Raw genomic sequence first — 25385 nt, 5'->3', positions numbered from 1 at the left:
ACGGGGATGGCGACCGTCTTTGTGGCTATAAACTGCGCACCTCCTGGCAGGAAGGCCTTTTTCCTCCATAAATCACCGGAATTTGCAGCAATTCACAAAGGATGTGCCTTGTTGTTAAAAAAACAACATTATACAATAACCCTAAAGGAGCTGTGTCAAAATCCACGATCCGAGATGACAGGATCGTGGATTTTGACACAGCTCCTTCACATTTGTCAATATGCAATATCTACCTATTGGTTATACGGCTTATAAGGCGAATGCATCACATTCAATGTCTTCGGCAACCACACCCGGTAACGCTGCGTCTTATCCCAGGTATTCCCGGCAGAGGCAAAATCGCAGAAATGGATCTGCTTCGGGACCCGGTTGCTTTCTAAATCCGTACCTAACACCATCGGAGCGGTAAAAGCCAGCCATGCAAAATCGGGAGCCTCCACAGGAGTCAGTTCCACATACCCGTCTTTGCTTACGATAACAGACGCTTCATCGACAAAACCATCCCCAAAACGACTGTCGCGAGCCAATACAAGCGGACCGCGCACAATGGCCTGTGCCTGGTTCCTTTCCACCAAGCGGGCACGCAAATCGAGCTTGACAGTGATCCGGTCGCCCTTCTTCCACTTACGGCTTACCGGTAAATAAGCTCCTTGCAGGACACCGCTCTCCGGACTTCCATTCACGGAAACCGTTGCAATCTTGCTCCATGCCGGAATACGCAAGGCAATAGTGAAAGCCGCCTCTTTAGCCGGATCGACCTCTATCTCGATCTGGTCCGTTCGCGGATAATCGGTCGTCTGCTTCAACCGGACCGGTTTCTTGCCCGGCAATACCAACTCCGCCTCCGAAGGAGCATAGAAATTCACCCGGACACAATCGTCCTGAACCTGATAGGCGAATTGAGGGATCATGGCAAAAGCACGCGGACCGTTCGCATTGCAACAGTTGATGTGCATGCCGCATTGCTCCTCCCCTTCATGACGCCAGCCTTCCAGCGGGCTATATTTGGCTATCTGCGAAGCATCCGCTTTCAAAGAAGCCATCAAAGCATTATAGATAGCAGTCTCCATATAATCGGCATACAGGGAGTTGCCCGTCATCTGCAACAGGCGGTTGCAAAGTTGCATCCAGGTAAAGGTCACGCAAGTCTCCATCGTATGGTAAGTAGGCTGTGTCTGCCGTTCCTTCCCGCCATACCAGCATTCGAATGCGCTGCCCGATCCGGCCACATTGATCTCTTCGCGTACGATATGCCCGACCGTCTTTTCGACGACGGAGAGATAAAGCGGATTGCCCGTCACCTTATACAGTTCGAGCAAGCCTTCGTAGCAAGACATCATTTCATAGGCTTTCTGCCCGTTCTCCCTTGAAAACCAGGTTTTCGGATGCGGGAAACGGTTGGCTACGGGCACTTCGTCAATCGCTTTGCTGATCAACTGCGGGCCGCCGGGTGTCTCCCACTGTCCGACAATATATTTGGCAAAGTCGAGATAGCGCGCCTCTTTCGTCCGGTTATACAGATACATGACAGGTTCGAGGACAGACGAGCTCGGCATACCGATATAATTGCCCGTCGAGACGATATCCACCTTTCCGGGGCCGACCTGCGTCATCAAATGATCGACAACTTTGCAGGCAGCTTCCAACGCTTTCTTATCTCCCGACAAATCGTACCAGGCAATCAGACCCAGCGAGGTATATTTACGTCCCCAGACATCCCACTGCTGCAATTGGTATTCCGGCGCATAATTTCCGATATATCCGTTTGCCGACTGCGTCGCCATAAGAGATTCGGCTGCATCCTTTATGATCCGGTAGAGTTCCGGGTCCTGGTTATAACGATAAGAAGCGATCGCCCCTTGAATCCATTTCCCCCAGAACTCGCTTTGCCAACGCGACTTCTCCGTCTGGTGACGGAACGGCTCGACCAGATGATCCACATCCTGCGCTTTCACACGATGTTCGATACAATCAGTTATTCGAGTCCCTACATAACCGGATATTTTCACCTGTTTTACAGGAGAGTTATTGACTACCTGCGCCATGCCCGACGCCGAACATGCACAAGCCAACAAGAAGGAAAAGGTTTTCACCTTGAACAGTATCATCATAATATTAAGAAATTAAGCATTACAGAAACAAAAATAGAGAGTTAACCGTGATGTCGTGTTATAAAATTGACAGAATACCTGTCATTTATGATAAGTGTCTTTCCCTCCATAACACTCCGTTAGACCATCTTCGTTAAGGGTACGAATTATAGTGCTTCCAGGTAAAGTCCCGTTTTCGATTGCGCTTTTTATCCCGTTCGCTTTTCCAAAAGGCGTAACGCAACATATCTTCCATTGAAAAATGGAGCGTTATGGTAACCCCTGCCGATCCTCTCCGCTGCCCGTCCTTCACCTCCGGCAGAAAAAGATTCTGTGTCCCGGCTCTTCCGTAAAAAGGTGAATTGCCCAATCGTATCTGATTGCTTATAACCAACGATTTGATAGGCTTCTTATAGTCTCCCCGACTATCAGCATGTAGCATGTCCACCCCTCGATAGAGCCAAAACACTGCCGGAGGAAGGGAGTCGATTTGCAATAATCGCCGAACAGTATCCGCTTTTATATATTCCGAAAAGTCTTTCAGGATCGGCAATCGGGATGATTCGAGTTCCAGGGGTTGTCCCAGATTTATCAAGGTTCCGTTCCCGATCGCTTTCAGATATTCCGGATTAAGCCGTATCGTATCTTTGCCTGCCAGCATCTCGGACACCCATACCGAATCCTGGTACAAGGAATTTTGTGCCAAGAGAAACGTCGTAGACAAAAAGAGGGATAAAAAAGCCAATCCGCATCGCCACATATCATCGTTGTTTTTTATAATGACAATAAGAAGTGGAAATCCCCCTACCGGACAGTTCATTAAAAAGCTTAAAGTATCATCTTTTCCACAGCTTCCTCATCCTCAGATCATGCTTAATCGCACGGCGGATAAGCCTGTATCGCGGGTGAAGAGCATGGAACGGGCGGGCGGAATTCTCGTTTATCAGGAAAAGGAAAAGACAAAAGAGACTGACCAGCGTAAGCCAGCCGTACAACTCTTTCATCGACACCATCAACGCCTGCTGGTGCAAAGCACCGTAAAGCTCACCTAATGGCAAATGGTTTGCCAACAGGTTCACATGGTCGAGCGTCGCCCCCAAATGCACAGCATTCTTCTTCATTACGATTGTCAGCACACGTCCGAGCAAGGCTGTTCCCAATGCGCCCCCGAAAGCCGCACTGACAAATGCCTGTACCGATACAGCTTCAAAGAAGTTCTCGAAAGGGACGCGGGACAATGCCGTGATAAAGCAGATCGCAATAATCACATACCCGAAACTCCTCAGGAACAAAGGCAGCATCAACGACTCTTTCGGCAGGTTGTAATCGAGCGTAAAATAGAACATCATCAGATAGGCCGTTATCAACAGGAAAGCGATAACCGTCATTTTCCGGTACGCCCATTTATGGCGGGCAAACGTCAAATAGGTGAATATGCTTCCTGACACAATACCTAAAAGTACGACCCAGTTCAATGAAATCAGATTCAGCGAATCATATTTCAGGATCGATTCCATATAAATATGCTCGAACAGATGCTCCGGCGCCAACAAAATATCGACTATGATATAAAGCAAGAAAGTCGTGTAGACCGCTTTGAACCGCCAGGTCCTCAACGCTATGAACGGATGCCGGATGAAAGAGGCGCGCCAGAGATTCAGAAGCAGCAGGACTATTCCCGCCAAGGCCGCCATCCGGATATAAACAGAATCGAACCAATCATAATGCTCCCCGTATACACAAATGAAGATCAAACACATCAAGATCGCTCCCCACATAATCGCACCCAGCCAGTCGATCCCGTAAAGAGGCAGTTTGGGCATCGAGCGGTAGTTGCGGAAGATCAGCATGGTTACGATCATCACCAGCAAAAGAAGTCCGATTATCAGCCAGTGCATAAACTCCCATTTCGCCCAGAACGCCGTATAGACCGTGATCAGCCCTGACAGTTGGATACAACTTTGCACCAACAGGTAGATATAACAAAAGAAAACAGACAAATCGCGCTTAGGCGTTATCCAGAGCTGAACCGTTGAATTGCATTCGAACGTCCCCCACATACGGAAAAAGCCGGCAATAAAACTGACCGTAACCAGTATCGGGACACTGCGGGTACACATACAGATCAGATTACTGGCTATAAGCACGGCACTGCAAACCAGCAAAGCCGTCTTCGACGGAAACCGGAACTTCAGCCGGAACATCACGGCAAAAGTCAGCGACATTCCCACCAAAGAAGCATATCCTGCCATCATCACATCTTCCTGCAACAAAGCTGTCGATCCGACCATCTCGCTGACGGCCGCTAAATAGACACCTCCCGAAAGCTGAAAGACAATGACTATGGCTATCACAATCCACGGCCTTAGCTTTTCAGGAACAAAGTCGCGCATGGCAGGAATCGAGAAAGGTCCTATATCATGCATACATCAATAGTTTACGATACATTCAACATTCATACCGGCACGCAAACGCTTCATATCTTCCGGCTTATTATTCTCCGCAAACTCGATACGCACAGGTATGCGCTGTTCCACCTTGACAAAATTACCAGCCGAATTATCCTGCGGGATCAGTGAAAAACTGGCTCCCGTAGCCCGTGAAATAGATTTGACAACCCCTTTAAAGACCACGCCGGGAATGGCATCCACTTCCAGATCGACCGGCAGTCCTTCATAGATATTGGCCGTCTGCGTTTCCTTGTAGTTGGCAACTACCCATTTTTCATTCTCGTCCACCAGATCCACCAATGTCTGTCCGGGCTGCACCAACTGTCCTTCCTGGATTTCCTTGCGTCCGGTAGTTCCGTCGCACGGGGCGATGATAACCGTATAGGACAAATCCAGACGGGCAATCTCCAAAGCTGCTTCCGCCAACTTGATACCGGCCTCTGTCTGTTCCAACCGCCGGGTCTGCTCCTGCTTGACAAGCGCCGTCGAATGTTTCTGCCGGGACAACAGTTCGTAACGGGCTTTCGACGCTTCATATTCCGTCTTGATGGCATCATACTGCTGGCGAGTAACGGCATCCTGGGCCAAAAGGTTCTTATAGCGTTTATATTCACGCTCCGCATTTTCCAGCCTGATTTTAGCCTCCTGTACCCCGGCATCGGAAACGGAGATATTGTTCTGAGTCGTATGGATAGTCGACGTCATCACCGTCTTTCCGGACAGGGCATTTTGATAATCAGCCTCCGCCTGTGCCACCCGGAAACGGAATTCGGCCTCTTCAATCAAAGCCAACGTATCGCCTTTATGCACTTCCTGGTATTCCGTGAAATAGATTTTCTTGATAAAGCCCGGTACGCGGCTGTTCACCGGCACGATCTGCTGGCGAACCTGCGCATTATCGGTAAATTCGACATTCCCTAAATGGATAAAGCGAGAACAAACCCATGCAAAGGCGGCTACCAATAGAATAATGATACAGATATTGAATGCTATTTTCTTATTTCTTCGAGTCATGACTGTAATATTTATAATGTTCCTGATATATAAAGAAGTTTGTAATAATTGTATACGGTATTAATCTGGGCGTTTACCAGTTGCAGCTCGGCTGCCAGCTTGGAGTTGCTTGCATCCAGCATATCGGTGATGAGTGCCATGTCATTCTTATAGCGGTTGCTGACAACGGCATAATTCTGGTTAGCCAGTTCCACACTCTTCTCCTGCGTATTGAGTTCGACAAAAGATTCCAGATACTTGATATGCCCGGCTTTCACTGCCAATTCGGTCTGCTCCTTTGCATCGTCATACTGCTCGATGTTACGGCGTATGGCATATTTGCTCCGGTTCAGGGATTTATTCGTCTTGTAGAGGGAAGAGAAATTATACTTCACACCTACGCCCACATACCAGTAATTAAAGTTCTTGTCGATTGGCGGCACTTCTATGATGATCGGCCCGTCCAACTTATTACCGGCAAACAAAGCGACTTTGGGTAAACGCTCCGAACGGATGATTTTATCTTGATGCTTGCTCATCTGTACACCCAATTCCAGTTGTTTCAGGACAGGAGAATTAGAGAATGCCGTATGGGTCCAACTTTCGGTATCTTCTACCGGCAGGACTTTAGACAACAGCGCCGTATCGGGTTCAAGCATGACTGTTGCCGGCAGTCCGAGTGTCGTCGTCAGATTATTATTCAGGATCACGATCGTATTTTCAATCTGCGTACGGGTCAGTTCGAGGTTAGACAGCAACAGCTCATAACGGGTAATGTCGTTCTTCAGCACGATTCCCTCGTTGCCTTTCGCCCGGATGTCCTTCAGCACTTGCCGGGTCTGTTCGATATTCTTTTCATACACCCGATACATGTTCTGCTGCTTAAAAAGGTCGAGATAATAACCGACCAGCATAAAGCGTATCTTATCGCGGTTGTTTTCCATATCCAAGCCGGCAAGTTCTTCCTGCAACTTGGCGATCGCTATCCCGTTGGAGACGGCCCCTCCCGTATAGACGGCCTGCGTAGCTTCGATGGCAAAATTATTGCCAAAATGCGGCATCGGTGCATTAAAACCATCGGAGAAATTCCGGTCCATCATACGGCCGTCCCCTAAATAACTAAAAGACAAAGAAGCATCAATCTCCGGCAACCGGGCATTCCTGGCCACCCTTACTCCTTCCCGCGCTTCTGCCATTCCGGTAGCAAACGGGCGTAGTGATTTACTGTTTTGGTCGGCAAGCGAGAACATCTCATCGATGGACACGACTCGCCGGGCCACATTCTGGGCATGCGAACCCATAGGACATAATGACGCGCAAAGCGACATTATGAACAAAGTGAATTTGCTCATACGTTATTGTTTACGAGTTTTAAATTATAAGAATCGGATAATAAAGATCAAGTAAAGAAATTACTTAATCGGAGTTTTCTCTTCCCCACTGGTGGAAGAGTGAAAGCTTGGTTAGTACATCTTTCAATAAGGGAAAATACGCTATTCTATTTTGCTTTTTCATTTATCGCATGAGACTGTATGCCCCATTCAAGGGGCAAAGGTACGAAAAATCTTTTTGATGAAAAAAACAGGCACGTGATTATATTATTCCTATATTTACGAAAATTATATATGGGAAACATGGAAGAATACATTGGTACAGTCATAAAAGTCGGAGGTATCGTGATCGGAAGCGTCATGGTACTGTTCGTCATTTGGTACATAGTCAAAGACATACTGGATATTAGCGGAAAAGATTCATCCGACGGTAAATAACCCCCTCGAAATCCTCTCCGCTACATGACTTTCTGTTCAACGAAAATAAATGAATATTTAAAACGGGACCTCATTATTTCCCGGTGCTAAGAAATCTGCGCCGGTCGGCGGTATGGGCGGCATAGCTCCCATCGGGGCCGAACCATTCATATTGGAAGAGAACTCACGGACCGGGACATCTTCGTCCACATTCATAAACTTGGCGAACTCGCTCTTGAAACGAAGGCGTACATCCCCGACCGCACCGTTACGATGCTTGGCTATAATAATCTCGGCCAGGCCGATCAGGGAATTACCCCGTTCATCTTCCGTTATCTTATAATATTCAGGACGGTGGATGAAACAAACCATATCGGCGTCCTGCTCGATAGCACCGGATTCACGCAAGTCGGCCAGTTGCGGGCGTTTCCCTTCCACTCCTTGACGCGCCTCCACACCACGGTTCAACTGCGAGAGGGCAATGATCGGAATGTTCAGTTCCTTCGCCAACCCTTTCAAAGATCGCGAAATGGTACTTACTTCCTGTTCACGGCTGCCGAAGCTCATGCCACTCGCGTTCATCAACTGGAGGTAGTCGATAATGATAATCTTAATGCCATGTTCACGCACCAGGCGGCGGGCTTTCGTACGCAGTTCGAATACCGAAAGGCTCGGCGTATCGTCCACATAGATCGGAGCGTCGTACAGTTCTTTTATCTTGAAATCCAACTGTTCCCATTCGTAGTTTTCCAGACGTCCGCTCTTGATCTTCTCGCCCGGAATCTCGCATACGTTCACGATCAGACGGTTTACAAGCTGGACGTTACTCATTTCAAGGGAGAACAGGGCTACCGGCGTGTTATGGTTCACCGCCATATTCTTAGCCATAGAAAGGACGAAAGCGGTCTTACCCATCGCAGGACGGGCGGCAATAATGATAAGGTCGGAATTCTGCCATCCGGAAGTCATCTTGTCCAATCCTTCGAAGCCGGTGCGCAGACCGCTCAACCCTTCTTTTTGATTGGCTGCCTTCTCAAGCAAGACCATCGCTTCCTTGATGACGGGGTTGATCTGGGTAACATCCTTTTTCACGTTGCGCTGGGAAATCTCAAAGAGTTTTCCTTCGGCTTCCTGCATCAGGTCTTCCACATCGATCGTCTCGTCGAAAGCCTTGCCTTGTATCATGGCAGTGAAGGAGATCAACTCACGCGCCAGATATTTCTGGGCGATGATACGGGCATGGTATTCGATGTGGGCGCTACTGGCCACCTTACTGGTCAGTTGGGATATATAGAACGGCCCGCCTACCTCTTCCAGTTCGCCGCGCTTTTTCAATTGCTCGGTGACAGTAAGCATATCCACCGGGCGCTGGCTGATCGCCAGATCTACGATAGCGGCATAAATTTTCTCATGCGCCTTCTCATAGAAACACTCCGGCTTCAATATTTCACTGACTATCGAATAGGCATCTTTTTCAAGCATCAGAGCGCCTAACACAGCCTCTTCCAACTCACGGGCTTGCGGCTGCAAGCGCCCCATATCGGGTACTATAACCGGTTTCTGCTTTCCTTTGCCTCCTGTATTTTTTCCTTTTTCTGCCATTGTTCTAATTATTATCGGGCATCAAAAGTAATACTTTTTATCCGGTTCTCCGAACCCTGCAAGGTTGTATTAAGGCAATCCTTTCAAATTTATTCAAGGGGGAGGAGGTCTTATTTGTCGAAATCAGCATGTACAGGTCCCGCTTTTCTTAAAGCAATACTTATTGTATAGTTTCCTCAAATACCCGCTGGTCCAAATCGAAACAGTAGCGCATAAAAATTGATTTTATACCCCATATAAATCGAATTACCCGCAAGGATAATATTTTTTAAGAAACAAGCTATTCGACAATACATTATCAATCAAGCGAATACGAAATAATGCCTTTTCAAGGGGGATATTGTAAGTTTTAACATATCCCCCAAAAGAATTTACCGATGCAAGACGTGGATAATACGGTCAAATCACATCGATTTTCCGAAACGGGAAGCATCCACCGCTTCATGCTCTTTCTTCTTATAACCACCGAATTTCCAGACAAAAGAAACCGTCACGCAACGCTGGTCGTCCAGTTTCCAAAGGCGGCTATATTGGCCTGACTGGTTGATTTCCATCGTATGAGGCATATTGCTACGGAAGATGTTGTTACATTTCAGGATCAGAGTAGCACGATCGTCGGCAAACTGCCATTTCAATGCAGAAGAGACATCGTAGAGATAACCGAGATCATAAACGCCCTGCACAGCACCTGTCACGAAATAGCCATTCAAATCCAGTTTCAGGTTCGGACGGGACTTGGAAAGGGTAAACGTATTATCCATCTTGAACTGCCCGGTGTATTTCTCATTGTTGAAAGACAGATCATGAAAATGGTCCAGCTTCTCCTGTATACGCTGGCCGGTCAAGGTCACCTGGCTGTTCCAGAACTCGCCGACACGGAAAGGAACGATCACCCCCACTCCGAATTGCAACAGGTAGTCCATGTTCTCAAACCGGAAAACGTTTTTCAGTTCCGAGGTATTCTGATAAGGCAATTGGACGAAGTAATCGGGCACATAATCACAAAAAGCCAGGATCGTATATTTCTGCTTCAGGATATAAAGCAACTGCCCGCTATAGGAACGGTAAGGTTTCAAAGAAGGATTGCCCAGGACAACGGAATAAGAATTGATCGGGCTTGCCTGCGGCGTCACATCCCAGTAAGACGGATAGGTCTTGTCGCTGCTTACATTCAATTGCAGGATGTTCATCGGATCGATCATATAGCTGAGTGTCGCATTCGGGAACAAAGTCCAGTTATTCCAAAGCGTGGACTTCACGCCGTTAGAGATATAATCGGATTTAAAATATTCTGCTTTCAGGGAAGCGGTCCCTGAAAAGTGAGAACCAAAATCCTTAGACACTTCCAGGAATGCATTTCCGCTATACTCTTTCTGGCGGTTATTTTCAAGCTCGTCGGGAGCCAATTCATAACCGTTGCCTTTATTATACAGATAGTCGATGTAGGTTTTCGAAGAGGTGAAACCGCCGTGGACACCGTAATTCAGTGCCCACCCGGTCTCAAAAGTGTGGCTATGGTTAATAAATAGTGCTCCTTGTGAAATATTCTGTTTGGAATTATTCTGCATATCCGTCACTGTCGTTTCACGGCTTTGATCGACAAATGTCTGGAAACCGGGTGAATGATAACGCGTAAAATCGGCCCCTGCCATAAGCCCTGCATGGCCGTCATACTGGATACGGACATTGTGCAACGCACTGTTTCCTTCCACATAAGTACGGCTAAAACGTTCTTCTGCCGATTGTCCGGATTCCAACGCCTGGAAGGTAGTGGTTGCCATCCGTTCGATATCCGATTTACCGGCTTTGAGATAATAGGCGGCGGATAGTTCGTCGTCATTCCTAAAAGTATAGTCTACGCCTAAACGCATCGTCCCATCCATGCCATTCCGGATTCCGCGTCCCGATTGGTTGACCTCCGTTACCTGATCTTTCAGGGTGTGGCGGGCCAGGATCTCTTCTCCCATATAATTCCGTCCCTTAGCCCCGTTGACCAAAAAGTCTATATTGAGGCGCGACGTGGAGTAAAGCAAGTTGCCGTGCGCTTTCCCTTCTGCGTAATGACGCTGCAGATAATCGACGCCGGCTTCTCCCTGAAAAGAATTATTTCCGGTCGTTTCCTTATCCAGCACGACATTGATCATGGCTCCTTTGATGTTATATCTGGCAGGTGCATTATACATGATCTCAACATTGCTGACAAACGAAGCAGGGATAGTCTTCAACAAACCGACTAACTGGTCGACCGACATAGTGGTTAGCTGTCCGTTGATCACAATACTCGGACTGCCTGCCCCTAACAGTTGGATGTTATCATCCGTACCGATCACACCCGGTATCTGTTTGACTACTTCAAAGGCATTACTTACAGCCTTGTCCTTCATGAGTTGAGGAACATCATATTTCAACGCGCCATTCTCTACTTTCACCTGCGGACGTTCGGCTTTCACTACGACGCCTTCCAGTTCATAATCTTTCCCCTTCAGGAATATCGTGCCGGCCTCAGCAGTCGATATTTCTTTACAGGCCGGTTCGTACAGCAAATGCTGGAACAAAAGGCGATAAGCCTGGCCGGCTTCCTGGTTCAACCGGAAAGTGCCGAGGCTATCCGTAACCGCTGCATCTATATAGATGGAATCCAATGTTTGCAATACGACAGCCACCCCGTCTACCGGTTGTTCTTCCTTATCGACCACTTTTCCATGAATCCAATCCTGCGCCTGTATCATTTCGCTACCGGCTACAAATAAAACCAAAGAGTAATAAAGTATTCGTTTCATCTTCGTTCGTTTTTTTTAATTGACACTGCAAAGGAAAAGCCTTCTGATGAGAAACTGTGTTATCACTCGCTTATGGAGTGTTATTTAGTCTTACCACGCTTATGTTGCAATATATTTTTAGAAGTTTATCTACCCGAATTGGAAAAATATCAGATATGGATATATGCCATAGATAATGAGGAAGACTATGACGAAAATCAAGATGAATCCTGGTTAAAACCAATGATGATCTTTGGATCAGGTTGCAGTCGAATTTCATGTCTAATACGGTTTATAGCGCACAAAATCACTATATTTTGCAGACGTTTTTGTATTGCAGACTATCCATTTCACTATTTAGTGTTATTTAGTCTTACCGGATTCGTGGTAAATTGAATCGAAACATATACTTTTGTTACAAATATAAAAGGGAATGAAGACACGTCTCCGATTCAAAATAATAGCAACACTCATCTGCCTTTCTCTTGCCGGGTTACTGATATCGCAGGGCTACTGGCTAAAAGGTTTGTATGTTTCAAATAAGAAAAGCACGTGGGAGAAGATAGAAGAATCCATGCGGATGGCCGATTATATGGAATTATTCCTACGCCTGGATTCGCTTAGCCAAAATAATTATCATGATGAAATATCACCCAAGATTTCGATCAGTCGGGATACGGATTGGGAAGACAAAAAAGATTCCCTCAGCCAGGATCAAACCATATCGTCTCCACCTGGCACTACAGTCCAATATATAGCAGCAGCCCAGACCCTTAAAGAATACCTGCAGATGATCAGTACAATGGAAAGAGGCGTCCAGATCATGATGCACCAGAAAATAGACTCACTACTACCTATTGATTACACGCAATATAAGAACTTGCTGCAAATAGAATTGCAGAAAAGAGGGATTGCAGCACCGTTCGTCCTGCAAGTGATCCGGCAAGGAGCAACCGACTCCGTCATTTACACCGGCGGTGATTCGATATATAGAAAACAACCCTGGAAGAATATGGTCTGTTTTACTCACACAATCGAGCCGGAACAGTATTATTATAGCCTGAAACTACCATCCCCCGACCGGATCGTATTCCGTCAAATGGCAGGTATCCTGACATCTTCATTCCTGCTTATCGTTATTATTCTGATAGCCTTCATCTACCTCCTTTATACCATCCTTCGGCAGAAAACGATAGAAGAACTGAAAACAGATTTCACCAACAACATGACGCATGAACTGAAAACGCCGATATCGGTAGCCTATGCCGCCAATGATGTACTGCTGAATTACAGTGACACCACTAACGAGAAGCAAAAGAAATATCTGAATATCGTACGGGAACAACTCAACCACCTATCCGGACTTGTCGAACAAATATTGACCCTTTCTGTCGAAAACAGGAATACTTTCCGCCTACGGCCCGAACCGATATTGGTACTGGAACTGCTCATTCCGCTTATCGAGCAATTCAAGCTGAAGACAGACAGACCTATCAACCTGACGACAGAGATACCGGCTAAATTAGTTGTAACGGCCGACCGGACCCATCTGTACAATATGCTCAGCAATCTGATCGGGAATGCAATCAAATACTCTGGCGAGAAGCCTTGCCGTGTCACAATCAAAGGTGCTGTATCACCCAAAGAAACAGTTCTTTCAGTTACAGACGAAGGAATCGGCATCAGCGAGACTAACCTGAAAAGGATTTTTGACAAATTCTACCGCGTCCCAAACGGCAACTTGCATGACGTAAAAGGTTTCGGGCTTGGATTATACTATGTACACGATATGATGTCCAAGCACGGCGGAAGCGTTACCGTCAAGAGCCAGCCGGGGAAAGGTTCCACATTCAGCCTTCATTTTAAAAATTAACGACAATGGATAAGATCAGAGTATTATTGGTAGAAGACGAGCCGACGCTCGCCATGATTATAAAAGACACCTTGGATGGTGAAGAATTTGAAGTGATTCTCGCCGCAAACGGAGAAGAAGGGTTGTCACGATATAGAGAGACAAAGCCGGACATCATCGTCACAGACATCATGATGCCGAAAATCGACGGCTTCACGATGGTCCGGCACATCCGGAAAACGGATCAGCAGATACCGGTTCTTTTCCTTTCCGCCCGTTCCGCAGCCAACGATGTGGTCGAAGGTTTCGAGCTGGGGGGTAACGATTACCTGAAAAAACCGTTCGGCATGGCGGAACTTATCATCCGTATCAAGGCATTGTTGAACAAAATAAGTGTCCGTAAGGAAGAAAGCAGCAACTTCACACTCGGACAATATACATTCGACTCCATCACACAAACGCTTCAGTACTGCGGAGAAAAGCAATTGCTGAGCAACCGCGAATCCGAAATACTGAAGCGCCTATGTGAGAACAAAGACCATGTACTGCCCATGAAAGACGTCCTATTAGAACTTTGGGGAGACGATTCGTTCTTCAATGCCCGCAGCCTGCACGTATTCATTACCAAGTTAAGGCATAAACTGTCGGAAGACGAATCGATCAAGATATTAAATGTACGCGGAATCGGCTACAAGTTGATTATTGACTAAAAAAGCATCGGCCATCCATAATAACCTATACTTCTACTTTTATTCAGCCATAATTTTATACATTTGCACATAATTTGAATTATACCGATAGCTGATGAAAAACAATATAAACAGAAAACGAGGCAGAACTAAAGTTATCAACCTGTTATCCAAGTCGAACAAGCAGAATAATATTGAGGAATCGTTAGAATTTTTCAGGCACAACCTTCTGCGTAGCGATACTCGTTTCCGGATGATCTTTAAAAATCTGCCTATCGGAGTAGAATTATACGACACAGACGGCATCATGATCGACACCAACCAAGCGGATGCCGATATATTTGAAACGACTATAGACGAACTGATCGGCATCAATATTTTCGACGACCCGAACATGAAAGAACTGACCAGCCAGATGAAAAAAGAGGAAAGCATAACCATCGACATGCCGATCACCTACTCTTTCAAAAAGGTGAACGACACCTCATACTTTAAAACTAAAGGAGGGAATGCGGTCAAATATCTTCAAATGAAAGGCATCACTTTATGGGATGACGAAATAGGACAAATCGGTTACCTGCTTATTATAAACGATAACACCGAAAGCCACCGGAAAGCCGAAATGGAAGATAAACTCAGGAAAGCCGAAGAAGAAAAAATCAGGACCGAACTGGAAATGCAAAAAATCATGGAAGCCGATAAACTGAAGTCTGCATTCCTGGCCAACATGAGCCACGAAATACGCACTCCGCTGAACTCCATTGTCGGTTTTTCCAGTATTATCACTGAAACGGAAAGCCGGGAGGAACGGCTGGAATACCTCGATATCATCCTAAAGAACAACGAACTGATCCTGCAACTCGTCTCCGACATTCTCGACTTTTCGCAGATCGAATCGGGCGAATTGGACTATCAATGGTCTGATGTAAAAATGAAAGAGATATGCGATGAGGTTTTCTTGCAATGCTCGCAACTCCATTATTCAATTCCGCTCCTGTTTACGCCGGACGCACTCCCGGATATAACTCTCCGGACAGACCGTAAACGGGTCAAGCAGGTATTGACAAACCTCATCACAAACGCATTCAAGTTCACCGAAGCAGGGAAAATCACGCTGACTTATCAGAAAGAAGACGGTAAAGTCTGCGTTTCAGTGATAGACACCGGAATCGGCATCGCCCCGGAATATATCGATTCTATCTTCGAACGTTTCATGAAAATAGATAATTTCAGCCAGGGAACCGGCCTGGGGCTTACCATCTGCAAGACCATCATCAAGACACTCGGCGGGGAAATCGGTGTGGAATCCGATTTGGGAAAAGGCTCGACCTTCTGGTTCACCCTTCCCACCCGTTAACATTACCGGATCTGCTTCAATGCCTGTGCCAACTGGTCCGGGCATGAAGTTCCCCGTTCGCGGCAATCGATCCCTTCGAGACGCCGGATCGCATCGTGAACCTCCATGCCTTCCAGCAGCCTGGACAAACCTTGGGTATTTCCCTGGCAACCGCCAATGATCTGTACATTCTTAATTACGTTGTCTTCCGAGTCGATAATCATCATTTTAGAACATACTCCGCCGGTCGGAGTATAGGCTACGCGTTGTTTATTCATCCTTTTCTGTTTCTAATTCATTAATGTAACGGGGCACAAAGATAATAATAATTTGAGATAACGTCCAATCCTTAAGTATTGGCTTAATTTCACAAAAGAAACAAATTATTCAAGATATATCGGAAAGCATAGTATTTTATCCGAAAAGAATGCTTTCCTTTGTATCGACAAACAATGAGAGATTATATCGATTTGATTTTTCACATGTATCATCTCAATTATCTATATTGAGCATCTTCATCTCTGATAAATAACTTCTTTAAATTCGATTGTTGGATTATTAATTTTTTTATTTTTATATTTATGAACATGTATATTGGTAACCTTAGCTACAATGTTAAGGAATCGGATTTGAGAGAAGTAATGGAAGAGTTCGGAACAGTTGATTCAGTAAAACTTATTATTGATCGCGACACAAGAAGATCTAAAGGTTTTGCATTCATCGAAATGCCGGAAGTTTCAGAAGCACAAAATGCAATCAGAGAATTGAACGGAGCTACATACGAAGGCCGTCCTATGGTTGTAAAAGAAGCACTCCCAAGAAATTAATTCACTGAATTATAAAAGCTAAATTGAAAAGGATATCCGTTTCGGGTATCCTTTTCTTGTTTTTGATAGCTGAACATCCGCAAGAAACGTCTTGAATGAAAAGCTTTCCGCATTCAAGTCGATAAAGTAGTATTTTAAGCAATTCCTTTTTTCCTAAAATATTTGTACCTAACTTTGCGAGACATAAATTCTAACAGCATGACATACGAAGAGACGCTACACTATCTATATACCAGTATTCCTGTTTTTCAGAATGCCGGACCTTCAGCTTACAAACCCGGATTAGGAACCAGCATCGCGCTGGACGACCATTTAGGCAATCCGCATAAAGCATACAAAACAATACACGTTGCAGGCACAAACGGCAAGGGCTCCGTCAGCCACCTGTTAGCCGCGATCCTGCGCCAGTCGGGATATAAAGTCGGGCTTTACACCTCCCCGCACCTGATCGATTTCCGCGAACGAATCCGGGTAAACGGCCAAAAGATCCCTAAGGAATACGTTATGGATTTTGTAGAACGCAACCGTTCCTTCTTCGAGCCTCTCCAACCTTCCTTCTTCGAACTGACTTCCAGCATGGCATTCGACTATTTCCGTGCCGAGCAGGTGGATTATGCCGTTATCGAAGTAGGCATGGGCGGACGGTTAGACAGCACCAATATCATCACTCCTATCCTGAGCATCATCACGAACATCAGTCTGGACCATACCCAGTTCTTGGGAGATACGGTCGAAAAGATTGCATTTGAGAAAGCCGGTATCATCAAGAAAGATGTTCCGGCACTGATCGGCGAAGTAGACCGGCACAGCGTGGCACAAGTTTTTGCAGATGCAGCTGTCAAAGCCGGCACATTGGTTTATTTCGCCCAGGACGAAGGGCTGCTGAAAGAATCGTATCTGATGGATACGGGCGAATGGTATCTGGATTCTGCGGAATACGGGCAGCTATTCGGTGAACTGGGTGGCGTCGTGCAGTTCAGGAATGCCACTACCGTATTGGGAGCCATCAACTTGCTGAACGCAGCCGGCGCAGACATTCCGGTCGAAGCGATACGGGAAGGATTCGAACATGTGGTCGAGTTGACCGGACTGATGGGACGCTGGCAGGTTTTACAGCAAAACCCGAAAGTCGCATGCGACACCGGGCACAACGTCGGGGGCTGGCAATATTTGCAAATCCAACTGGAAGAAGAACTGAAATATCACAAACATCTCTATATGATTGTCGGCATGGTAAACGACAAAGACATCAACGGCGTATTGGAACTGATGCCGAAAGAGGCATTCTATTTCTTCACCCAAGCCTCCGTACAGCGGGCAATGCCTGCGGAAGACTTTGCCGCACTGGCCGCAAGCCACGGACTGTCGGGCGTAGTCTGCAACTCCGTACCGGAAGCAGTAGAAAAGGCACTGGCACGTGCCGGACAGGACGATATGATCTTTATTGGCGGCAGCACGTTTATCGTTGCAGATGCCCTGCCCTTGTTCCTCAAAGAAAACAAATAACATAATTCAAAAACAAATATCATGACAGAACAAATTCAGAGAAAACTGAGCGAATCGAAGACGGCGAGATGGTCCGTACTGGCGCTCGTTGCATTCACAATGCTCTGCGGATACTTCATCACGGATATGATGGCTCCGCTACAGGACTTATTACAAACACCGGTCGAAGGTGGCGGATTAGGATGGACAGCCAATGAATACGGCAAATTTACCAGCGCCTACGGTTGGTTCAACGTATTCTTCCTGATGCTTATCTTCGGAGGTATGATCCTGGACAAGATGGGCGTACGTTTCACCGGTTTGATGGCAACCAGCATCATGCTCGTCGGTGTGTTTATCAAATGGTTCGGCATATCACATAACTTCGACGGCGCAACCGTTGCCGTTTTCGGTACGGAATACGGATATCCGCTGGTGGTCGCTTCATTAGGATACGCCTTGTTCGGCGTCGGCATCGAGATTGCCGGTATCACCGTTTCGAAGATCATCGTAAAGTGGTTCAAAGGAAAAGAGATGGCATTGGCAATGGGGCTGGAAATGGCTTGTGCCCGTATCGGTACAGGTTTGGCAATCGGTGTTACGCCTTTGTTGAGCCGTGCGTTCGGTAACTCCATCAGCATGCCGATCTTCATCGGTTTGATTTTACTTTGCATCGGCCTGCTGTCCTTCATCGTATTCGTTGTCATGGACAAGAAGCGCGACGCGGAAGACGCCGCCGGTGCTACCGGGGAAGAAGAGGCAGAAGAACCGTTCCGTTTCAGCGATATCCTGGATATTATCACGTTAAAGGGCTTTTGGTATATGGCGCTCCTTTGCGTTTTATTCTATTCGGCAGTCTTCCCCTTCCTGAAATATGCTCCGAACCTTATGATCAACAAGTTCGGTATCGATCCGGAATGGTCCGGTGTCATTCCGGCTTTGCTGCCATTCGGTAATATCCTCTTGACCCCGTTCTTCGGGAACTTGTACGACCGCAAAGGCAAAGGTGCTACTATCATGATTATCGGCTCCATCATGTTGATATTTATTCACTTGACTTTCTCCATCCCGATGTTGAACAACTGGTTGATAGCCTTAGGACTGATCTTGCTGTTAGGTATCGCCTTCTCACTGGTTCCTTCCGCCATGTGGCCTTCCGTTCCGAAGATCATTCCGGAAAACAAATTAGGGACTGCCTATGCTCTGATATTCTGGGTACAAAACTGGGGACTGATGGGCGTTCCGTATATGATCGGTATCGTATTGGATGCATACTGCATCACCGGAGAGATCAACGGTAAACCGACATACGACTATACGATCCCGATGTTGATCTTCACCTGCTTCGGTGTTTTAGCTCTTGTGATCTCCCTGTTGCTGAAACGTGAAGACCGCATCAAAGGTTACGGCCTGGAACTTCCTAACATCCAAAAAGATGCCGACAAAGTACTGGCAGAAGAGATGATCGGCGAAGGACAGAGATAAGAAGAGAAAAAAAGAGACTGTGTCAAAATAACCTTGTTCCCGCGCTTGACGGCTATGAGAGCCAAGCGTGGAAACAAGGTTATTTTGACACAGTCTCTTTTTTTGTTACCGGATTACGATCTTATATGTCTTCCCTCCGATCTTCACAAGATACATGCCTCTGCCCAATTGTATCTGTGTACTTCCTGCGGATAAATCCTGTTGCCCGTAAAGAAGTCCGGAAAGCGTATAGACACTGACGGTTTCTGCTTTCGGGAGGTAGATATGCAAGGTTGAACCGATAACCTGAACCTTGACCTCTCCTTCAATCGTCGCATTGCCCGTCGGATCGTCTTTTATGATGCCTTCGATCGTTATTTCTATATCTTCCTCTATATTCCGAATGATGTATTTACCGTCGCTTTCACGGGGTTCCACTACTGCTCCGTTGGCTTTTACTACTGGCCGGGAGTTTTCGTAACCTTCATGAAGCGTCAGGGCAAAGCTGAACGAATAGCCTTCCTCGACGGTCCGCGTACCGGCTTTCGGATCGGTGGTGACTCCTTCCACTTCGGGGAGGGTAACGGTATAGTAAGTCGGGACAGGCGGAACATACGTGCTTTTGAAGGTAGCCTTGAAGGTCACTTCATTTTCAGGCATCACATAGGTTCCGTTGTTTGCCAATGCCACAGCCTGGCCATCTTTGGGAGTGGCGGTGATCGTTTCCAACCGATAGCCGCCTGCCGGGGTTGCCAGGACTGCCAATACCGTCTTATCGGCTACTTTGTCGTTAGACTTGATTTCGATATCTCCGGCTTTTACCGTAAAGGTATGGCCGTTGCCCGGATCAGCGACCGTAACCAAGTAGGTCTTTTGCAAATCCTCTCCTCCTTCGGTCTTGGCCTCAGCACCCTCTTTCACGACAACAGTCCCTTCATTACTCAGGCCGGAAGTGGTAAGAGTAGTGCCTGTCTCAGACACAATGACCGCGCTATTGCCAACTTGGATTCCTTTATCGCTACCTCCATTCGTATTGGTCGATGTGATCGTTGTCGATGCACCTGCAATGGTCAGGCTTCCTTCGTTCCGGATACCGTATTGGTCGGCATTGCCTGTCTTTACTTCCAAGCTGCCGCTGAAGGAAACGTTCGCTCCGTTCTCGATTGTCAATGCCGGAGCCGCGATCGATGTCGAGTTGATCTTTGCGCTCTCAAAGATCAAAACACCCTGTGCGGTGTTATCGATCAACATGCGTTTGCCATCGGCAAGAGTGTTCTTGATTGTACCGTTGAAAGAGGTTGCTGCCGTAGCGGTTTTTGTAATGGCGGCTTCCGTATATTTCCAATCATCACCATCTTTCGAGATCGTGACATCATTGCTCCGCAGGGACAAATCCAACGGTTGGACTTCTGTTTCCACCGTTATATCGGCATCAGCGGACAAGGTCAGTTTTTCGCCGCTCGTTATCGTTTGACCGTTGTTTTTGAGAACAGCAGTAATACCTGCATCCGCCGGGGTGACGGTAACGGTCAACTGAGTATTTGCCGGAGCCTGGTCGCCATCTTCCAGCTCGACATCTTGCCCATTGACTTTATCCCACACAACAGACAAAGTTCCGAGTTTTCGATCCGGTTCCGTAATGTTTACCGTATAAAGAGTTTCACTGTCTTTTTTCAGGCGATAGGTGTTTCCGGCTTTGTAGACGGGGATAGTAACGGCATTGCCGTTCTCCATCTTCACATGTTTAGCGAATGTGGTAGTTTTGGGAAGGTTGCTTGCAATTACCAACGGGAGGTTTTCCGGCAAGTTCTCTGTCCCGAACTTATTAAGAAGAATATCGGTCCCGACAAGTTTCCCATCCCCGCTTATATTTAGCGGATGGTCCTTATGCAAAATAAAACTATGCACTTTGTAAGCACTCGAAACCAACTCAATAGGTTTAAGTTTCACAGTCGAGCTCTCAAGTACGAGATCGGTAATAGCATATATCCCCGGCAACATAAAAGGAGCACTCTCCGAACCTGTATTCCGGATCGTCAACGTACAAGATTTATATTCGTTTCCATGAGGTTCATTGCCCGATTGTATCACATACGTCACTTCTCCCCCTTCGATTGTGATATTCATGTTTCCGCTGACCGGAACGGCTTTTCCGGACTCCTGCCCTCTGGCGGCACCGACAGTCCCGATCGTTCCTCCTTTGATAAGCACGTCTACATTGCCGGCAACGCTACCGCTTGTGTTGGTATAGTTATAACCGCCCCCGTAGACGGCATTGATATTTCCTCCTTCGACCGTTACTTGCGTATTTCCTCCTACATTTGAATACAGGCCGCCGCCAAAGACAGTTACATTACGGCTATCCTCTGCAAGGCTTTTGATAAGGACTTGTGCAGAGCCGACTTTTCCTTTGTCACTTTCTGCCACTTCTCCAAAACCGCCGCCATAAATGCCTCCTCCGCTATAGGTTCCAGGGTCTATTACTATGGGTACGATATGAGCGTCGTCGATTTCTACATATGTAGCTCCGGTCACAGTTCCCAACTCGCCACCGCCATATATTTCACCGATAAATGTTCCACCTGAAATTCTCACTTCCGTATTGCCACATGTACCTTCATAACCACCTCCGAAAATAGATCCGTTAACTGTTCCGCCACTCATCGTTATTTTAGCAGTTCCAGTGACAGCTCCGGTAGAAGCGCTGCCGCCAAGTATCCAACCAAACTGGCCGCTTTTGATCGTAATGTCGGAACTTGCAACATCGCTCGATGAATCTGTTCCTCCCCAGATATTCCGGATACCTGTTAGAGTCGTATATCCATCATACTCATTACCAATCCTATATGTGCTCACAACAGTGACTCCTTCGTCAAATGTTAACGCATGCCCGTTCGAAGCAATCTGCCATATCTGAAGCGTAATGTTCTTAAATGTCAATGGAGCCGACATTTGTATTCTCGTAAGATAGCTCTCATCATTAATATAGGCGAAATTGATCGAAGACGTACTTCCGCTAATCGTACACGCTTTAGACGGCATTATCTTTGCATCCATTACGTGATTCAACAATACGATATCGAACGAAGTCTCTGTCGCATTTGAATTGATCGCTGCAACAGCATTTGCCCAGGTATCGTATTCCGTACCATTTACAGAAACGGCATTACCTCCGCTTTTAGTCATACGGGGCATTACCGGCTTTTGTGGCGACACAACACTACTGGCGGAAGAGCCGCTCCCTCTCTCCATCGGGTTTTGTGCCCCGGCTCCCTGGCTTCCTGCCAGACATAAAAAAGACAGCATCAATATCGTCACACGTGCTGTCAAACTCTTTAAGTACCTATTTTTCATACGCTATAATTATTATGTAATTTATAAATATGTGTTACTTGTTTTATTACGGCCATCGTAACAGAGGCTTTACGGGGATCGTAACAACCCGGTTACGATAGTCGTAACAGAGGCTTTACGATGACCGTAACCTCTCTGTTACGGTCATCGTAAAAAAAGAGGGCATCAGAGTTCGCCCGGTCTTTCCTCATCCTCGCCAACTCTCAGCTTATAGGGGAAGCGGTTACGGCGCACCTCTTTAAGGACTGTTTTACTGTTACCGCCATATTGGGTAGCGATTTCGAGATAGTAGTAGCCTTTTGCCAGTTGTGGAATCGTAAAAGAGAAGAACGACGGATCGTTGCGGGAAATAGAAGTTTTCGGAACGGCAGTTTCTTCTTCCGTCTCGGCATTGATAAAGAAGAATCCGACGATCGAACCTTCCGAACCTACCACTTTGACGCGCTTGCCTTCGCCGTTGAGGTTGCCTAACGGGGTGAGCTGCGAGTTGACCTTTTCGGTCACGACATCGGTAACGGTGGTGATCGTAGGGAGATTTTCCTCGATACCTGAAATGATTACATTTATACTCTTCAAATCTTCACGGAAAACCGAGCGGGTGGTGCTGCGGATGGATACCTTGTTCTTGGCAGGATCAAAAGTGGCTCCCGGTCCGATAAACGGCCCGTCGACTCCAAGAGAGTTGTTCGTAAAGCCAAATTCTACGGTAGAACCTGAGTACATTTCTTCTTTCGCCGTCTCTTCAAGATCGTTGTACATGCTCTCATACTCTGCGGCAGTGTACTTGCTCCCTTTGGCCGCTCTTATCCGGCAAAGGTCTTTGATAGAACGGTTTGCCACATAGGTTACATTACATGTGAAGTCGTCTTCACGTTCGGTCAGTACGTTGGCTACCAATTTGCCTGTGATACTGCGCTTTTTAGGTTCGTTTGCCATGATAATCTAATTTACTTAGTTCGTTATGAACTAAGTCGATTACTCAAAATCAAGGCCTGATATAGTTCTTGAAATCGGCTACAGTAAAGAGAAAGGCGATAAAAAGCCAGCGGATGATCCCCCTGTTTATACCATAATCAGAGATTCAAAGTATAATCTAATCCGTTCACAGGCAAAATAAACTCATAAAATGCCAGATAAATAGGAACTATATATAAGCAGTTATGGGATATTTACTATCTTTGTCAATAGTATAACCATAGTTCATAACGAACTAAGTAAACATTCCCCATCTGCAAACTTATCAGATTCACCTTCCACAAGCCATAATTTAATACAGTTACCCCATGATTTGTATGGAAAAGTTTGTATTAATACTTACATTTGCCAATCATTAAAAGTAATTAGATATGATCTGTTTTCCTAATGCCAAAATAAATCTGGGGCTGAATGTCGTAAGCAAACGTCCCGACGGCTATCATAATATCGAAACGATTTTCTATCCGATTCCGGTGAAAGACGCGCTGGAAATAGTTGGAGCCGGAAGGTTCTCTTTCACGCAAACAGGCATTCCGGTAGATGCTCCGGCAGAAAAGAACTTAGTTGTCAAAGCGCTGAACCTGCTGAAGTCACGGCATGAAATTCCGGAACTGGAAGTCCATCTGCTGAAAGCTATTCCTTTCGGAGCCGGACTTGGGGGAGGTTCGGCTGATGCAGCCTTTATGCTGAAGTTGGTGAACGACTATTGCGGGCTTCATATCCCACAGGATGATTTGGAGGAACTGGCTTCCTCGATCGGGGCGGACTGCCCGTTCTTTATCCGCAATAGGCCGGTATTCGCATCGGGCACGGGAAATATCTTCGAACCGGTGGAACTGTCGTTGGCTGGTTATCACCTCTGTCTCGTCAAACCTGATGTAGCCGTTTCGACTCCCGAAGCCTATTCGATGGTGACGCCCGAAGCTCCGGAAACCTCTTTAAAAGAAATTATCGGCAAACCGGTCGAAGAATGGCGGGAACTGATGGTAAACGATTTCGAGAAAAGCGTCTTCCCGAAGCATCCGGTCATTGCCGGGATTAAAGACACACTGTATGAAAAGGGAGCCGTATATGCTTCGATGTCCGGTTCCGGCTCTTCCGTATTCGGACTGTTCAGAGAGGCAACCGACCTCAAAGCCCTCTTTACCGGTTGTTTTGTCTGGGAGGGGCAATTGCCATGAACAAGGTGGCGGACTTCTTCGATACTCTTGCCGACCGGTGGGACGAACTTTGCTACCATGATCCGGAAAAGCTGAATGATATCCTGCAAAAGACCGGACTGAGGAAAGGGCTTCGCATACTGGACATAGGATGCGGAACCGGTGTATTGGAGAGTTACCTCCTGCCCCATTCTCCCCGGCAAATTGTGGGAGTGGATATCTCTCCGGGGATGATCGAAAAGGCAAGGAGCAAATATGCAACACCGATCGTCGACTTTCGTTGCCAGGACGTGTGGGATATACAGGGAGAATCTTTCGACTATATCATCGCCTACAGTGTTTTCCCTCATTTCCCGGAACCGCAGAAGCTGATCTCCCATCTGGCCGGCCTGCTGCCGGAAGGCGGCGAACTGGTGATCTGCCACAGCGAAAGCCGCGACAAGATCAACGGACACCATGACAAGCACGCCGGAAAACTGTCGGAAGGACTGCCTCCCGTAGCCGAACTGGCTCGCATGTTGTCTCCTTTCTTTAGCGTCAACGCGATGGAAGACAATGACCGACTCTATATGGTCAGTGCAACCCGCAAATAAACATTCTA

Annotated in this window: 19 protein-coding genes; 9 read left to right on the top strand and 10 right to left on the bottom strand. The window is 46.8% G+C overall.

The window, feature by feature from the left end; translation table 11 throughout:
- Window positions 1–233 precede the first annotated feature (233 nt).
- The 5 genes from H8S65_RS05270 to H8S65_RS05250 all read right to left on the bottom strand — a co-directional run bounded on the left by H8S65_RS05270 (window position 234) and on the right by H8S65_RS05250 (window position 6885).
- Entirely contained in the window at window positions 234–2111 is a 1878-nt protein-coding gene (locus H8S65_RS05270) for a glycoside hydrolase family 127 protein (protein WP_186928966.1), read from the bottom strand.
- Between the two features lie 133 nt (window positions 2112–2244).
- Complete coding sequence (locus H8S65_RS05265; RefSeq protein ID WP_186928965.1) at window positions 2245–2850, bottom strand: hypothetical protein; 606 nt, start codon at window positions 2848–2850, stop codon at window positions 2245–2247.
- 76 nt (window positions 2851–2926) lie between these two features.
- Window positions 2927–4516, bottom strand: coding sequence for an MFS transporter (locus H8S65_RS05260; protein WP_186928964.1), 1590 nt, complete (start codon window positions 4514–4516; stop codon window positions 2927–2929).
- Between the two features lie 3 nt (window positions 4517–4519).
- A complete protein-coding gene (locus H8S65_RS05255) occupies window positions 4520–5554 on the bottom strand; it encodes an HlyD family secretion protein (protein ID WP_186928963.1) in 1035 nt (344 codons plus the stop codon).
- Between the two features lie 11 nt (window positions 5555–5565).
- Entirely contained in the window at window positions 5566–6885 is a 1320-nt protein-coding gene (locus tag H8S65_RS05250; RefSeq protein WP_186928962.1) for a TolC family protein, read from the bottom strand.
- A 282-nt stretch (window positions 6886–7167) separates the two neighbouring features.
- Here H8S65_RS05250 and H8S65_RS21010 point away from each other — a divergent pair, with 282 nt between their 5' ends.
- The gene (locus H8S65_RS21010) at window positions 7168–7302 is read left to right on the top strand and encodes a hypothetical protein (RefSeq protein WP_255489036.1); all 135 of its coding nucleotides are present in this window, start codon (window positions 7168–7170) and stop codon (window positions 7300–7302) included.
- A 57-nt stretch (window positions 7303–7359) separates the two neighbouring features.
- Here the strand turns inward: H8S65_RS21010 and dnaB are convergent, their stop codons facing one another.
- Entirely contained in the window at window positions 7360–8883 is a 1524-nt protein-coding gene (gene dnaB, locus H8S65_RS05245; protein ID WP_186928961.1) for a replicative DNA helicase, read from the bottom strand.
- Between the two features lie 404 nt (window positions 8884–9287).
- Window positions 9288–11663: an outer membrane beta-barrel protein gene (locus tag H8S65_RS05240; RefSeq protein WP_186928960.1), complete on the bottom strand. Its 2376-nt coding sequence runs from the start codon at window positions 11661–11663 to the stop codon at window positions 9288–9290.
- A gap of 412 nt (window positions 11664–12075) precedes the next feature.
- Here H8S65_RS05240 and H8S65_RS05235 point away from each other — a divergent pair, with 412 nt between their 5' ends.
- The 3 genes from H8S65_RS05235 to H8S65_RS05225 all read left to right on the top strand — a co-directional run bounded on the left by H8S65_RS05235 (window position 12076) and on the right by H8S65_RS05225 (window position 15540).
- Window positions 12076–13515: a sensor histidine kinase gene (locus H8S65_RS05235; protein WP_186928959.1), complete on the top strand. Its 1440-nt coding sequence runs from the start codon at window positions 12076–12078 to the stop codon at window positions 13513–13515.
- Window positions 13516–13520: 5 nt separating this feature from the next.
- On the top strand, window positions 13521–14204 hold the full coding sequence (locus tag H8S65_RS05230) for a response regulator transcription factor (protein ID WP_186928958.1): 684 nt from the start codon (window positions 13521–13523) through the stop codon (window positions 14202–14204).
- 94 nt (window positions 14205–14298) lie between these two features.
- Window positions 14299–15540, top strand: a complete 1242-nt coding sequence (locus H8S65_RS05225) for a PAS domain-containing sensor histidine kinase (RefSeq protein WP_186928957.1) — start codon at window positions 14299–14301, stop codon at window positions 15538–15540.
- Between the two features lie 2 nt (window positions 15541–15542).
- Here the strand turns inward: H8S65_RS05225 and H8S65_RS05220 are convergent, their stop codons facing one another.
- Entirely contained in the window at window positions 15543–15797 is a 255-nt protein-coding gene (locus H8S65_RS05220; protein WP_186928956.1) for a TIGR03905 family TSCPD domain-containing protein, read from the bottom strand.
- A gap of 303 nt (window positions 15798–16100) precedes the next feature.
- Between H8S65_RS05220 and rbp the strand changes: the two genes are divergently transcribed.
- The 3 genes from rbp (at window position 16101) to H8S65_RS05205 (ending at window position 19316) form a co-directional block, all read left to right on the top strand.
- On the top strand, window positions 16101–16346 hold the full coding sequence (gene rbp / locus H8S65_RS05215; RefSeq protein ID WP_186928955.1) for an RNA-binding regulator: 246 nt from the start codon (window positions 16101–16103) through the stop codon (window positions 16344–16346).
- A gap of 198 nt (window positions 16347–16544) precedes the next feature.
- Window positions 16545–17852 carry a bifunctional folylpolyglutamate synthase/dihydrofolate synthase gene (locus H8S65_RS05210; RefSeq protein ID WP_186928954.1) on the top strand — a complete coding sequence of 436 codons (1308 nt, stop codon included), beginning with the start codon at window positions 16545–16547 and terminating at the stop codon, window positions 17850–17852.
- Window positions 17853–17873: 21 nt separating this feature from the next.
- Window positions 17874–19316, top strand: a complete 1443-nt coding sequence (locus tag H8S65_RS05205) for an MFS transporter (protein WP_186928953.1) — start codon at window positions 17874–17876, stop codon at window positions 19314–19316.
- 105 nt (window positions 19317–19421) lie between these two features.
- Here H8S65_RS05205 and H8S65_RS05200 read toward each other — a convergent pair whose 3' ends face one another.
- Entirely contained in the window at window positions 19422–22649 is a 3228-nt protein-coding gene (locus tag H8S65_RS05200) for an InlB B-repeat-containing protein (RefSeq protein ID WP_186928952.1), read from the bottom strand.
- 165 nt (window positions 22650–22814) lie between these two features.
- A complete protein-coding gene (locus H8S65_RS05195; protein ID WP_186928951.1) occupies window positions 22815–23585 on the bottom strand; it encodes a DUF4469 domain-containing protein in 771 nt (256 codons plus the stop codon).
- A 410-nt stretch (window positions 23586–23995) separates the two neighbouring features.
- Between H8S65_RS05195 and ispE the strand changes: the two genes are divergently transcribed.
- Complete coding sequence (gene ispE, locus H8S65_RS05190; RefSeq protein ID WP_186928950.1) at window positions 23996–24805, top strand: 4-(cytidine 5'-diphospho)-2-C-methyl-D-erythritol kinase; 810 nt, start codon at window positions 23996–23998, stop codon at window positions 24803–24805.
- Window positions 24802–25377, top strand: a complete 576-nt coding sequence (locus H8S65_RS05185; protein ID WP_186928949.1) for a class I SAM-dependent DNA methyltransferase — start codon at window positions 24802–24804, stop codon at window positions 25375–25377. Before ispE ends, H8S65_RS05185 begins: the two co-directional genes overlap by 4 nt.
- The last annotated feature ends 8 nt before the right edge of the window (window positions 25378–25385 follow it).

This window comes from Parabacteroides hominis, from assembly GCF_014287585.1.
GTDB classification, from domain to species: Bacteria; Bacteroidota; Bacteroidia; order Bacteroidales; family Tannerellaceae; genus Parabacteroides; species Parabacteroides hominis.
This window is presented reverse-complemented; position numbering and strand designations above follow the sequence as displayed.